General features: G+C 53.5%; 15 protein-coding genes. 13 read left to right on the forward strand and 2 right to left on the reverse strand.

What is annotated here, in order from left to right:
• The first annotated feature begins 127 nt into the window (after nt 1-127).
• The 12 genes from FPZ49_RS16980 to FPZ49_RS17040 all read left to right on the forward strand — a co-directional run bounded on the left by FPZ49_RS16980 (nt 128) and on the right by FPZ49_RS17040 (nt 11,894).
• Nucleotides 128-2,800, forward strand: a complete 2,673-nt coding sequence (locus tag FPZ49_RS16980; RefSeq protein WP_144848978.1) for an alpha-L-rhamnosidase — start codon at nt 128-130, stop codon at nt 2,798-2,800.
• Nucleotides 2,801-2,949: 149 nt separating this feature from the next.
• Nucleotides 2,950-3,315, forward strand: coding sequence for a hypothetical protein (locus FPZ49_RS16985; protein ID WP_144848982.1), 366 nt, complete (start codon nt 2,950-2,952; stop codon nt 3,313-3,315).
• Complete coding sequence (locus FPZ49_RS16990; RefSeq protein WP_144848985.1) at nt 3,312-4,577, forward strand: DNA polymerase IV; 1,266 nt, start codon at nt 3,312-3,314, stop codon at nt 4,575-4,577. The genes FPZ49_RS16985 and FPZ49_RS16990 overlap by 4 nt, the downstream gene beginning before the upstream one ends.
• On the forward strand, nt 4,574-5,071 hold the full coding sequence (locus tag FPZ49_RS16995; RefSeq protein ID WP_144848989.1) for a hypothetical protein: 498 nt from the start codon (nt 4,574-4,576) through the stop codon (nt 5,069-5,071). Before FPZ49_RS16990 ends, FPZ49_RS16995 begins: the two co-directional genes overlap by 4 nt.
• A 131-nt stretch (nt 5,072-5,202) precedes the next feature.
• The gene (locus tag FPZ49_RS17000; RefSeq protein ID WP_144848992.1) at nt 5,203-5,658 is read left to right on the forward strand and encodes a hypothetical protein; all 456 of its coding nucleotides are present in this window, start codon (nt 5,203-5,205) and stop codon (nt 5,656-5,658) included.
• A 29-nt stretch (nt 5,659-5,687) separates the two neighbouring features.
• Nucleotides 5,688-5,984 carry a hypothetical protein gene (locus tag FPZ49_RS17005; protein ID WP_315899188.1) on the forward strand — a complete coding sequence of 99 codons (297 nt, stop codon included), beginning with the start codon at nt 5,688-5,690 and terminating at the stop codon, nt 5,982-5,984.
• Nucleotides 5,985-6,016: 32 nt separating this feature from the next.
• Complete coding sequence (locus FPZ49_RS17010; protein ID WP_144848995.1) at nt 6,017-7,297, forward strand: glutathionylspermidine synthase family protein; 1,281 nt, start codon at nt 6,017-6,019, stop codon at nt 7,295-7,297.
• Nucleotides 7,298-7,324: 27 nt separating this feature from the next.
• Entirely contained in the window at nt 7,325-7,759 is a 435-nt protein-coding gene (locus FPZ49_RS17015) for a DUF350 domain-containing protein (protein ID WP_144848998.1), read from the forward strand.
• Nucleotides 7,760-7,973: 214 nt separating this feature from the next.
• Entirely contained in the window at nt 7,974-10,121 is a 2,148-nt protein-coding gene (locus tag FPZ49_RS17020; RefSeq protein WP_144849001.1) for an Ig-like domain-containing protein, read from the forward strand.
• Nucleotides 10,122-10,292: 171 nt separating this feature from the next.
• Nucleotides 10,293-10,481: a DUF3973 domain-containing protein gene (locus FPZ49_RS17025; protein WP_144849004.1), complete on the forward strand. Its 189-nt coding sequence runs from the start codon at nt 10,293-10,295 to the stop codon at nt 10,479-10,481.
• A 308-nt stretch (nt 10,482-10,789) separates the two neighbouring features.
• Nucleotides 10,790-11,056 carry a DUF1292 domain-containing protein gene (locus FPZ49_RS17030; protein WP_144849007.1) on the forward strand — a complete coding sequence of 89 codons (267 nt, stop codon included), beginning with the start codon at nt 10,790-10,792 and terminating at the stop codon, nt 11,054-11,056.
• A 646-nt stretch (nt 11,057-11,702) separates the two neighbouring features.
• A complete protein-coding gene (locus FPZ49_RS17040) occupies nt 11,703-11,894 on the forward strand; it encodes a hypothetical protein (RefSeq protein WP_144849013.1) in 192 nt (63 codons plus the stop codon).
• 155 nt (nt 11,895-12,049) lie between these two features.
• Here the strand turns inward: FPZ49_RS17040 and FPZ49_RS35780 are convergent, their stop codons facing one another.
• Nucleotides 12,050-12,190 (reverse strand): hypothetical protein, encoded by a 141-nt coding sequence (locus FPZ49_RS35780; RefSeq protein WP_186445878.1) that lies wholly within the window; start codon nt 12,188-12,190, stop codon nt 12,050-12,052.
• A gap of 170 nt (nt 12,191-12,360) precedes the next feature.
• On the opposite strand from FPZ49_RS35780, the gene FPZ49_RS17045 reads away from it, so the two are divergent.
• A complete protein-coding gene (locus FPZ49_RS17045; protein WP_144849016.1) occupies nt 12,361-13,113 on the forward strand; it encodes a DUF1906 domain-containing protein in 753 nt (250 codons plus the stop codon).
• 318 nt (nt 13,114-13,431) lie between these two features.
• Here FPZ49_RS17045 and FPZ49_RS17050 read toward each other — a convergent pair whose 3' ends face one another.
• Nucleotides 13,432-13,770, reverse strand: a complete 339-nt coding sequence (locus tag FPZ49_RS17050) for a hypothetical protein (protein WP_144849019.1) — start codon at nt 13,768-13,770, stop codon at nt 13,432-13,434.
• Between the last annotated feature and the right edge of the window lie 136 nt (nt 13,771-13,906).

The raw sequence follows: 13,906 nt of genomic DNA on the forward strand, positions 1-13,906 counted from the left end.
TAGTTCGTTCATTTTGGCGTGTTTGCCGGGATCGGATGTCGCTTTTACAAGGACTGAGTGAAACCGTTTTCCAATATAATTATACTCGATAATGCTCGAATGAACTATGTGAAAGGTTGTGGCTGGCATGTTGGAAGTGACGAAGCTTCGTTGTGAATATTTGGACAATCCGCTGGGCCTGGATGTGGCGCATCCCAGAATCAGCTGGCAGCTCCGCTCGGATCGCCGGGGTGTGGTGCAGTCTGCGTATCAAATTCAAGTGAAGGAAGGCTCGCCGGAAGGGGACGCGATCTGGGATTCGGGACGCGTGGAGTCGGAGCAGTCGGTCCATATCGCATTAACGGAGCTGACGATTCAGCCGCGCACACGTTATTACTACCAGGTCCAGGCCTGGGATGGACAGGGGGCTTGCTCCGGTTGGTCGGCTCCGGCGTATTGGGAGTCAGGGCTGCTTCAGCACTCGGCGTGGCAGGCGCAGTGGATCGGTGTGCCCGCTGGAAGCGGGATAGCAGAGGAGCCATGTCCATACCTTCGACGGACCTTTCAGGTCAGCGGCGCTATTCAGTCGGCTAGACTGTATGCTACCGCCCTCGGTGTATACGAACTCGAGCTGAACGGGCAGCGGGTCGGGGACAGCTATTTTACCCCGGGATGGACCAGCTATGAGCATCGGCTGCAGTACCAGACTTACGATGTGACGAGCCTGCTGCAAAACGGGGCGAATGCGATCGGTGCGGTGCTTGGCAACGGGTGGTACGGAGGCTTCCTTGGCTGGAAGGATAAAAAGCAGCTGTACGGCGATCAAACGGCCCTGCTGGTGCAGCTCCACGTGACCTATACCGACAGGCGGGAGGATGTGATCGTCTCGGATGAACAGTGGAAAACGGCGGGGAGCCCGATCCTCATGTCCGAGATTTATCACGGGGAGACGTACGACGCGCGTCTGGAAACACCGGGCTGGAGCCTGTCTTCGTTTAACGACAGCGAGTGGGGGAATGCGACTGCGTTTTCGATCGACAAGTCGATTATCATCGCTCAGGAGAACGTGCCTGTCCAGAAAGCAGAGGCGCTGAAGCCGATTGCCTTGATCACAACCCCTAAAGGCGAAACGGTGCTCGATTTCGGGCAAAACATGGTCGGCTGGGTTCGGTTTACGGTTCGGGGCACAGCCGGTCAGGAAGTCGGCTTGGAGCATGCGGAAGTATTGGACCACGAAGGCAACTTTTACACCGACAACTTGCGCAGCGCTAAGCAGTATGTGCGGTACATTATAGGATCGGAGCAGGAAGAGACGTACGAGCCGCGTTTTACGTTCCAAGGCTTCAGATATGTCAAGCTGAGCGGCTTTGGCGATGACGTCCGGTTGGACGACTTTACCGGTGTCGTGCTGCATTCGGCGATGGAGCGAACGGGCCATTTTGCCTGCTCCGATGCTCTGGTCAACCAGCTGCAGCATAACATCCTCTGGGGGCAAAAGGGCAATTTTCTCGATGTGCCGACCGACTGCCCGCAGCGCGACGAGCGCCTTGGCTGGACCGGGGATGCGCAAATGTTTATCAGCACGGCTTCGTTTCTGATGAATGTCGCGCCGTTTTTCACCAAGTGGCTGCGGGATTTGAAGGCGGATCAGCTCGATAACGGCGGGGTTCCATTTGTTATACCGGATGTGCTGTCCAAGATCGATCCGGCCAGCCGGCATTCCTCCGCTGCCTGGGGCGACGCCGCCGTCATCTGCCCATGGACGCTCTACCTGAGCTATGGGGATACGCGCATTTTGGAGGAGCAGTACGAAAGCATGAAAGCCTGGATCGGCTACATTCGCAGCCAGGGCGTTGATCCGTACCTGTGGAACACCGGCTTTCATTTCGGCGATTGGCTGGGGCTGGATTCGAAGCCGGATACGTATATTGGCGCTACCGACCGGGATTTCATCGCCACTGCGTTCTATGCCTACTCTACGTCGCTGCTGGTGAAAACCGCTAAGGTGCTCGGCAAGGAGGAGGATGCGAGCGAGTACGAGCGGCTGCTGGGCCGGATCGTAGAGGCGTTCACGGAGGAGTTCGTGACGCCATCCGGACGGCTGTCCGTTCCGACGCAGACGGCTAACGTCTTGGCGCTCATGTTCGGACTCGTCCAAGGAGCGGCGAGAGACCGTGCGGTCAACAAGCTGCTGGCGCTGCTGGAGGAGAGCAAGACGCATCTGACGACCGGGTTTGTCGGCACGCCGTACTTGAACCTGGTGCTGAGCGAGAACGGCCACCACGATGTCGCCTGCAAGCTGCTGTTTCAAACGGATTATCCTTCGTGGCTGTATCAGATTACGAAGGGCGCGACGACGATCTGGGAGCATTGGGACGGCATCAAGGAGGACGGCAGCTTCTGGAGCCGGGATATGAACTCCTTCAACCATTACGCCTACGGCTCGATCGGCGACTGGCTGTACCGTTATGTGGCCGGTATTCAGGCGGATGAGGCCGGGCCGGGCTACAAGCAGTTCCTTGTTCGGCCTCACGTCAGTCCGGGACTCACTTGGGCGGAAGCCCGTATGGAGTCGATGTACGGCGAGATCGGCTCTTCTTGGCGGCAGCTGGAGGGTGGGACCTTGGAGGTTAAAGTCACGGTGCCGCCGAATACGAACGCCAGCGTTCTGCTGCCGGACGCCCGGACGGAGGGCTTGCTGGAAAGCGGCTCCCCGGCGATAAACGCTGAAGGGGTGCGGCTTGCGGAGACGACCGACCAAGGCGTGCGGCTGGTGCTTGGATCAGGTCAGTATCACTTCACCTACCCGATCAGCAGCTAATAAATCAAAACAGACCACGGCGAGGTTGGATAATACCATCGTCGTGGTTTTTTTGTATTCAAAAATATTCACTTGCATAACGAACCTATGTTCGGTATATAATATATAATAAGAATATATGTTCGCATCATGGTGGTGAAATAATGGGTATGAATCCAAGAGTCGAAACCGAAGAAGATATTCAAGTCATCAAGGAGTACACATTGCTGCCCATTTTGCTGGATATGTTGGCCAGAGATATTGACGAACTCAAGCTGTACAAGGATAAGCTGGTGTACCATCATGTGATTTATTATCTTCAGGAAGTGCAAAATTGTATTTATCCGGAACTGCAAACCGTTCGAAGCCGAATGAAGCGGCAGGACATTAAAGTGCTGACGACCGAAATGAATGCGCTGGGTATCGAAGTGGAATACAAGGTTCGCGGCTATATTCATCATTTTCGGATGCTGCGAAGCTTGGTGAAGGCGGAGCTGATGACCATGCTGATGAACTTGCGGAGGCGGTTGCAATGACGGGAACAAGCGAAAGAACGATTTTTCTGGCGGATTGCCAGAGCTTTTATGCCAGTGTGGAGAAGGCGGATCATCCGGGCCTTCAGGGGAAGCCGGTGGCGGTGGCCGGCGACCCGGCGCGCCGTTCGGGTATTATTTTGGCGGCCTGTCCGATTGCCAAGAAGGCTGGCGTCACGACGGCGGAGCGGCTGGGCGAGGCGCTGGCCAAGTGTCCGGAGCTTGTCGTTATGCGTCCGCGCATGCAGCATTATATCGATGTTTCCCTTATGATTACGGACATTTATAAGGAATATACGGATCTGGTGGAGATTTTCTCTATCGATGAGCAGTTTCTGGACGTGACCGGAAGCCTGCACATGTTCGGGGATCCTCTGACGATTGCCCGCTCTATTCAGCAAAAGGTTATGCAGCAAACCGGCGTTTGGGTGCGAGTCGGCATCAGCTCCAATAAAATTCTCGCCAAAATTGCCACGGACATCTGGGCGAAGAAGAACAAGGAAGGCCTATTTGTTTTACACAAAGCCGATATTGAGAAGCTCTGGAGCGAGCCGGTGCACAAAATGTTCGGCGTCGGCTCCCGGATGAGTGCGCATTTTGCCCGACTGGGCATGCATACGATCGGCGATATTGCGCAGACCCCGCTGCCGAAACTCCAAGAAAAATTCCGCCTGCGGTTCGGCAAGCAAAGCGATATTCACGCCGAGGTTATGTGGCGAACCGCGAACGGAATTGACGACTCTCCCGTGACGCCGGGCACGTTCCATACGCCGCCCAAATCCGTGGGCCATATGATGACGCTGCCTAGAGACTATATCGAGACCTCCGAGGTGGATACGATCCTGCTGGAGCTGACGGAGGAGGTGTGCCGGGATTGCCGCCGTAAGGGCTATATGGGGTGGGTGGTGTCGGTCAGCTGCATGTGCAGCCCTTACGAGGCGCCTACGGGCTTCTCCCGCCAAATGAAGATGCCGGACCCCACCAACAATACGAACGCGGTATTTGAGTCGGCTAAGGTGCTGTTTTATCGGTACTGGGATAAAATGCCGGTTCGGCGCATTGGCATCATGCTCAGCAATCTGATCGACGATGACGGCTATCAGCTGACGCTGTTCCAGGATCAAGTGAAATCCAGAGCCTTGGATAAGGCCACGGATCAGATCAAGGACCGGTACGGCAGCGCCGCGATCGTCCGCGCCTCGTCGGTCACCGCATCCGGGCAGGCGCTCGACAGGTCGAAGAAAATCGGAGGACATTTTAGATGAGCAAGAAACTCGAAGGCAATGGGCTGTGGGAATCCAGCCGCATGATGCTCCCGCAGCATAAAGAACAATCGATGTCGAGTCACCAGGGTGCGCCTTCGCTGAACCAGGAGCCGCCGAGCCGCAAGGAGCTCGAGATGATCCGGGATTCGATCCTGCTTCCGATGGCTCTTCGCATGGTCGAAAAGATCAGCGTGGATGTGGAACGCTCCTCGCAGACGCTGAAGCTGATGTACGCGGCCGCGACCAAAATTTTGGCGATCACGATCCGCGAGGATGTAAAGAAAACGAAGAAGGCGCTGCTCGAGCGAGATATCCGCGTCTTCGACGAGGCCAAGGATGACGCCGCGCTTCACTATCGGTACGTGTGCCGCGGCCGTGAGGATCGGCTGATCATGACCAAAGAGTTTATGAAGGCCGGCATCAGCGTCAAAATCGGACATTACGTGCAGGGGCTTGTCACGCTGCTTCAAGAGGCGGCTACCAAGCCTAAATAATATAGCCCAAAAGGATGTGCTCGCTTCGTATGATGGTGGCGACCGCATCCTTTTCTCATGTTATGCGTATTAATGGATACAGATTAGAGTAGAGCCAGCAACTATAGAACAAGAAAGGAGTGCTGATAGCCGTGTCCCGATTGGAATATCGATTGTATGCCGAGGGCAGTGAGACGTATCCGCTGCTGTATTATTATGACCGGATCGGCAAAGACGAGGTGCTGCTTCGCTTTGCGTGCGATTATTTTATCAAGGATGGGCGGGTGTATGAGAAGACGTCCTGCGCTGTCGAAGCTTCATGCTATGTGATCTATGTCCAAGAGGCCGAGGACGAACGCGTGATGCCATTATGGGGAACCCCGAAGGGCTTTAGTCGTCGGGCAATCACCATGGAGCTGAGGGAGTATCAAGAGGGAACCGCCGATTATCCGCTCATTCGCACGTTCAGCTTCCCTGATCCGCAGGAGGCGCTGCTGCATTTGCAGGCAAATTATTTGATGGTGGGGGACACGGAGTGGTGCCGCACCTCGGCTGAGATTGATGAGGACCGGGAAACGTATGTGTTCTACGCCGTTCCGAACCACTGAACATTGAAACCGACAGGAGGGATTGTCCATTGGAACAGCAGCAAGACAGCGGAAAGCCGATGAAGCGAACGCTGTCCACTCCTAAAATGTTGAAGCTGTTCGTGGCTTCGACCCTGCTTCTGGGCGCGACCGGCTGCTCCGGCTCGCAGTCCAATTGCGTCGATCAGAATAACGACGGCTATTGCGATAACGGCAGTGGCAGCAGCAGCGGCGGCCGTGCCTACTTTAACTCCAGTGGCAGCTCGGGGAAATCTGGCACCTCGACCGGCGGGATTTCGTCAGGCTCGCATGGCGGGCTTGGCAGCAGCGGTTCGTCCAGCTCTTAAGGAACAGCGATGAAAGGTGGAGAATCATAGGGATGACAACAGCAGGTCGAAGCGAGACGCTGCCGAGCGAGTATGCCCTTCGGCGGGAAGCGATCTATGGCCCGCTTCGGCAGGAAGGCGTGTTTACTTGGGACCGCATGTACGATGAGGAATATGCGCTGGCGGGACTATACCGGCTGCCGCGTGAGCAGCACCGGGAGCTGCTGGCCGCAGCAGAAGCGCTAGGGCGCGTCTATGCCAAGACGGCAGCTGCGGTGCAGCAGGGACCACCGGACCTGTGGTCCGAGCTCGGGCTGCCGGAGGCGGCGTTCGGTGCGATCGCGCTGCGCTATGATCCTGCCGTGCCGACGCTGATCGGCCGGTTTGATTTTGCGTACACGCCGGGCGGGCTCAAAATGCTGGAGTTCAACAGCGATACGCCGACAGGCATTGTGGAAGCGTTCCACGTCAACGGCCGCGTCTGCGCAGCGTACGGGGCCGTGGACCCGAACCAGGACTGCAGCGGCCGGCTGCAGGACGCCTTTCGCCGGCTGCTCGGCGTATACCGCGAAGCGGGCGACCGGACGGAGCGGGTCGTCTTCAGCGCGCTCGATTGGCACGAAGAGGATGCGGGAACGACCCGCTACTTGCTCGCACAATCGGGTGTGCCGGGAGCCCGCTTCGTGCCTTTAGCCGACCTTCGCGTCGCGGGGGAGCGGCTATGGGCGCCTGCGTCCGACGGGAGCCAGGGGGAGCACGAGCCGGTTGACGTGCTGTACCGGCTGCATGCGATCGAGAAGCTGGCGGAGGACCGTGATGAGGACGGCTACCCGACCGGGAAGCATGTGTTAAGGCTGATTGCGGACCGTTACCTCGCTGTGATCAACCCGCCGTCGGGCTTCGTTTCGCAAACGAAGGCGCTGCAGGCGCTGATCTGGAATTTGCATGAAGCGGGGCAATTTTTTACGCAAGAGGAACATCAGGTGATCGCAACCTACATGCTCCCCACGTACCTGGAGCCGTGCTTCGAGGAAGGCACTGCGTATGTAGCGAAGCCGATACTCGGCCGTGAGGGCAGCGGAGTGACGATTTACGGTGAGAGCGGAGCTATTCAAGAGAAGAACGGCGAGAGCGAATATTCGGATCAGCCGATGGTTTATCAGCAGTACGCGGAGCTGCCGGAGGTTCAGGTGGAGACGCTCGCCGGGCCATATCATGGCCGACTCTTATGGGGCTGCTTCCTCATCGACGGCCGAGGCGCTGCGGTGATCGCCCGGGTTGGCGGACGCATTACGAGCAATCTGTCGTACTATTTACCGTCAGCGCTTAGCTGACACACCACCGCAGGAGGGATGACCCGAATGACGCAATGGGCTGCGATCGTAAATTTTTTGATTTATTTAGGAGTGACGGTGCCGCTGATGGGCGTGGGCCTTTTGTTTTTCAACCTGACTACACCGTACAGTGAATTCGGCTTGATCCGCCATGGCGGGGAAGTGACTGATCCGGCGAAGGTCGCGGCAGGAAAAGCGGCAGCCTACGATCTGGGCGGAAAAATGATCGGTCAGGTGCTCGTACTTGCTTCGGCCGTGTATCATTCCCTCGGGCTCCTTGATTTGATTGTCTGGGGCTTGATCGGCATTGCATTTCAAATTATCATTTTCTATTTCTTCGAGCTGCTGACACCGTTTAAAGTGCTGGCTGAAATTCCTAAAGGCAATGTAGCGGTCGGCATTTTTTCTTTTTGTTTAAGCTTGGCGTCGGGGCTGCTCATGGCCTCGCTAATCAGCTACTAAAGCATCGCGTGACACCGTCAGGAGATTAGTCCTGGCGGTTTTTCCTGTGTAAACAATTATAAACGACAGGAATCGCCAAAAGGTTGCAGAAACCACAAAAATTTTTTCCTAAATTTTCTAGGAACGGCTGACGATAAAAACTATGACCCTGACCGTTACATGAAATCGGGATCAAATTGCACTTAGGTGAACTAGAGAGGAGAGAAGAATACTGATGTACCGGTTAGACAAGAAGATGCGTCTCGGGTGGTTGAGCCTGGTGTTCACCCTCATCGTCAGCCTGATAGCGCCGATGCAAGCTTTTGCAGCAAATGGCGATGTCAAAGGGATTGAATTCGAGAACGCAACGCCTGTGTTTCTGTATGTCGAGCAGCAAACGGCGCAGCTGAAAGTGCTGGCTACCATTGAAGGGGCGGAAGCGAAAAAAGACGTGACCAGCGACGCCGTATGGGTATCGTCCGCACCGCAGGTCGTGAAAGTCGACAAAGGGCTGCTGACGCCGCTCGGCAAAGGAAATGCAACGATCACGGCCAAGTACAAAGGCTTTACGCTGACCTTGAGCGCCACGTCCAGCTTTTTGTTCGAGGAGCTGAAGTTAAGCACCGATACCGCCATCGACTTGGATCTCGGAGCACCGGCGATGGAAGTGAACGCGTTCGCAGTGGAAGCGGATGGCCATTCGTATGATGTTTCCGACGATGCGGCATGGACATCCTCTAACGCGACTGTCGCAACTGTAAGCAATGGCATGATCATAGCAGTCGGGAAAGGATCGACTACGATCACCGTCAAATACAAAGGACTGTCTGACTCCGTCAAAGTGAACGTCGCATCCCCTTACACGTCCTTGCAAATCGAAGGTGCTGCGGGACTGGAGCTCATGGTAGGCCAAGAGGACACGGCGTTGAAGGCTAAAGCCGTCTTAACGGGCGGTTCCTATGAAGAGGTGACGGACAAAGGGACGTGGACAACCTCCAATACCTCCGTGCTGACCGTAGAGAAGGGGAAGCTCAAGGCGGTGGGCGCGGGTACGGCCAAAGTGGCGGTCAGTTATTTGGGCGTCACTGCGGATACGCAAGTGATCATACGGCTTCCCTATCAAGCGGTGATCGTCTCACCGCAAAAGGACCTGTACATGTTTACCTCCGATTCGCCGGTACAGCTCAGCTCGTTTGTCAGCAACGATGCGATAAGCCGATCAGAGGTTACACTGCAGGCCAGCTGGTCCACCAGCAATCCGATGGTAGCATCGGTCAGCAACGGCTTGGTCTCACCGAAGGCGGTGGGAAAAAGCACGATCAAAATCAGCTATCGCGGCTTGACGAAAGAGCTCGCCGTTACGGTTCTGCCCGTCATCTCCAAAGTGACCATCGATTCGGAAGACATCACCTTGTTTAAAGATGAAATGCGTGATCTTCCATCGGTGAATGGACAAGACCTGGACGAAGAGGAGCTTGACTTTTCACCGCTGGCTGAATGGGTATCCGATCACGAAGACGTCGCCAAAACCGTAAATGGCAAGCTGGTGGCTGTCCATCCTGGAACGGCTCAGCTGACGGTCACGATGAAAGGATTCACGGATACGGTGAAAGTGACCGTGCAGGAAAAAGTGTTAGTCGTACGCCCCGAGATGACGAACCTGAGCATCGTTGTCGGGAACGAAGTTAGCTTGCCATCCGTCAAAGCCATTTTTGAAGACGGCACTGAACAGGATATCGGCTCACTCATTACGTGGAAGCCGTCATCGCCGAACTTGCTGGTCAAGGAGGGCAAGCTGAAGGCGCTGCTCAGCGGCAAAGTCAATTTGGTGGGAACCTATTTGAACAAAAGCGTGACCATTCCGGTTCTGCTGGAAGAACCGCTGGACGGCTTGACGGTGGAACCGGGGTCCATTGAGTTAAATCCCGGGCGCAGCCAATCCATCCGTGTCAAAGGCGCTTACGCCGATGGGAACGAAGTGCTGCTTACGACCAAGGTCGTATGGACTTCTTCGGATAGCAGTGTTGCGTCCGCCAAGGGCTCTTTTGTCAAAGCGGTCGGAGAAGGGACAGCGACCCTTACCAGCTCGTACCAGGGCAAGCCGCTGAGCATTCAAGTCAAGGTCGTTCCAAAGCTAATGAAGCTGCAGGCTTCCGACACATCGGTGAAGGTGAAAGCAGGGGAAACGGCAGTCGTTCACGTTCAAGCATTGTATGACAATGGGGCAGCGGTCGACGAAACCGAAGAAGCGATCTGGACGTCCTCTAACACGTATGTGGCGACCGTATCCGGCGGTGTGATTACAGGAGTGAAGAAAGGCTCGGCAACGATCAAAGCTACATTCAATAAGAAAACCGTCAGTATCCGCGTTACAGTCAATTAGGAGACCGGCGACACGAGCAGCATTCCGTACATCTAGTGCGGATGCTGTTTTTTATTTTCCCTTCATCCTATCCAATTCTAAAGAAATTTTAAGTGAATTGCGTCATAAAATGCATGTTCAAATCATATATATTGTCTATAATTGAAGTTATATGGGAAAAGGGGTCGAAAAATGTATTATTGTATCCTTTGCGGTGAAATCCATCACTCTAATTACAAGACGCTCGAAATGACGAGCGAATGGATCTTCAAGACGGGCTTTCGATACATCAACGATACGCTGTATTCAGCCGGCGTATGTCAGCAATCCATATGCGCAAGCCAGCCCGCGCAGGTACAGGTACAGTCGGCAACCGCGTAGAAATTTTACAGCAGGGCAGAACAGTGAATAAACAGCGAGCAAACGGACATAATACATTACGACGGTGAGTAGTGAGGTGTTGTTCCGTTGGGCTATCCTGACGAGAAAGACCAGGGAAGTTGTTCTTGAATCGACCATAGAAGCGAGGAGATGTGCCAAAGACACGGATAACGCGTTATGGTAAATACCGAGCTGACCAAGAGGTTCTAGGCAAGAGTACCAACTGAATCCATTCACCGTTAAGAAGAACTCCGCAAGGGGTTCTTTTTCTAGGTTGCGATAACCGTTGCAACAAAGGAGGATGCAGGATGGCAATTGAAGTTGGCGAAGTGTTCACCCTTGTGGATGAAGAAGAGATGGAGCAGGAAGTCGAAGTGCTGGGCGCGCTAACGATCGAGGAGCAGAACTACATAGCGGTCGCTTATTTGGACGAGCTGGAAGAGGAGTCGGCGGAAGAGGATGTCGATGTCTTTTTCCTGCGTGTGGCGGACAATGATGAATTGTCGGCTATCGAGAGCGACGAGGAATTTGAGAAGGTGTCTGCGGCCTTTGACGAGGCGATGGAGCCGGAATAATATGAAGCCGTCATAGAAAAGGAAAAAGAACGCTTCCCGATCAACCGGGGAACGTTCTTTTTTCATGGGCTTACGATGGATAAGTTCCTGGGTATGCGCCTGGATAATACGGATAGGGGTAAGGAGATGGGTAGGGATATGGATAAGCTGGCGGATATGGGTAAGGATAAGGGGAATAGGGAACAGGAATCGGTACGACTAGCGGATAAGGGGGATAGCCGTGGTAGCCATGATGAGGATAATAATCCGTATGACCGGTGTGACCGATGTATGTTCCTGTATGGCCGCTATGAACGACAGGGCGAGACAACTCTTCAGACATCGAATATGCTCCCTTCATGAAATTACACAATACACTATGCCCAAAGCAGGAAAAGGGTGCCCATAGGCAGCACAAATAGCCCCTAGGAACTATGGAGATGACCAAACACGCTCACCAAGCGGTCACCGACCATCGGTTGTCGCAAGCTCAGAGAAAAAGGCGAATGCTGCGGTTGCCCGGGAAATGATTCGAGAGAGGTCTTTTTTGAACAATTCGTGAAACTCCAAGCAGGAGCCGGGTTACTCGACACGGTTCGAGATCCTTTTTGGTGCAAAGGTGATACAGTAATCCATAGGCAGAAAAAATGAACATGGCGGGTGTTATATGATCGAGATGGTGGAGAGAGAAGAAGGGTTTAGTCTGAACCAGGCCTCCAGCCTGCTTGGCTTGGATCAACACCGAATGGCGTACATTATTCAAAACATGGAATCTAGAGGGTATCAGTTTACTCGCAGCTCGGCCGGGACGATTGAAATTCACGAGCAGGATCTGATGATGATTCTTTGTTTTACGTAGCGGGGGCCTCATAAAACAACGAAACGCTGATTCCACGAATCAGCGTTTTTCATTGTTCATGGATTAAGATTAAGCCCACGTCCATTCTTAAGCACTGAGCCAGCGACTGACCGCACAAGGCGGTTGCGGCTGAAATTTTGGCCACGGTCGGGGGCCTAGTTCTCGTACTTCTCGATTCGGTTAATGGTCAGATGGTCGCTGTGCTCCGCCATAAAGTCATAAAAATCATCCGCCGTGGCAAAAAAATAGGTTTGATCATTGGTTACCACCGAATATAACGGCTCCTCTGTGAACATAAGTCATCAACCCCCTTAGGCCCAATTTATGATGCAAATGCGGCAAACATACGGGGGTGTACGTAACTTTTTAAACCGGTGTATTAGGAAAAAACGCGGTGCAGCAGCGGAAGAAAATCGCCGATTCGAAGTCCGAAGCATACGTTATAAAAAAAGGGAGTTGATTCACTATGGCCAAGGGCTTCGATTGCTCCACACCGCTTAGTGCTGCCAAAGCTCAAGTGTTTGCTAGTCAAGGGTATATCTTTGTCGGTCGCTACCTGGCGGACCCCGGTTCATGGAAACGACTTTCACCGGCGGAGGCACAGGACATTACGGATGCAGGTTTGTACATCGTCTCTTTTTTTGAACGCTATGCCAATCGGGCAGGTGAAGGAGCAGCAGCAGGAACGGAAGATGGCCAGCTCGCGCTCCAATATGCCGGGGAGGTTCAGCAGCCCGAAGGCTCGACCATTTACGCTGCAGTAGACTACGACGCTTCGGCGAACGATTTTGACGCAATCGAGGCGTACATGCGGGCGTTTAATGAACAAATCAACGGCTACGAGCTCGGTGTATACGGTTCCTACTCCGTGGTCAAAGCGATGTATGAGCGCGGCGTAACGAGCAAGCTGATGCAGACCTACGCCTGGAGCGGGGGCAAGAAGTTCGACCCGATCAGCATTTATCAGTACCAGAATGACATTTCCCAAAACGGGATTGAAATTGATTTGGATGAATCGAATGGAGATGCGGGAGGGTGGAAGGTTGGGGGCGTGATTACTCCCGAACCGGCAGAGCCGCAGCTGGCGCCAGAAGATGCCAATAAAGTGATCGCTTACTTGAGCGCGGGCTATATGGCCATCGAGGATCCGGCAGGACGTGAGGAATTTCACCGGCTAGCCAATGAGCTGCGCAAGGCATCAGGTCAACCAACCGCTTAATAAAGTGGTCCATGAAATCGATAAAACCTGTGAAGCTCCTTCACAAAAATAATTCACAAAAAATGTTACCAGCGGATGTATATTCTTCTTCAAAACGGACCATCCTAATATCATCGACATCCGAAAATGTCGTAGACAACCGCGGAGAAGACTTACGTTCCCCATAAGCTCTTCGTCCGGTTTCTCCTCTCCCATGAAGGGCCTCGTCGCGAGACGGGGCCTGAAATCATTTATAGCTGAAAAAGCGCCCACCAGCCCTAACATAAAAACCAAACAAAGACCCTCTCACTAAACGAGAAGGTCTTTTCATATTTCACTTTATTTGGCTCGAACAAATGAAGCTTTATCAACAATTTCTCCCCCGCTAAAAAATAATTGGGCATAAGTATCAGCTTTATCTTTAATTTTATATTCGTATACTTTTTTGTCGTTTTGGTCACCAACGTATTTGCCTTGCGCACCAAGCTGCTTGGTTACATCGTCGAATTTAAGAGACAGCTGCAAATCGTCAAACTGCTTCCACGTAATTTCAGGCTCCGACTGCGGTGTTGCAGCTGGATTAGATGTATTAGACGACGATTTGTTGGGTGTTGTGCATCCAACCAACAAAATAGAAATGGAAGCCACCATCAAAATCCATTTAACAAAAGAAATCATGAAAAAGCATCCTTCCCCGAGTCAATTTCCCTCAGTTGCATAAAATGATCTCATAGCGTTTCTTTGTATAAAATATCCATTAGATTATTTCTTTATACAGTAGAGCCTACGGCCTACTCATGGATATCGCCTGCTT

The organism is Paenibacillus cremeus (assembly GCF_007786445.1).
GTDB classification, from domain to species: domain Bacteria; phylum Bacillota; class Bacilli; order Paenibacillales; family NBRC-103111; genus Paenibacillus_G; species Paenibacillus_G cremeus.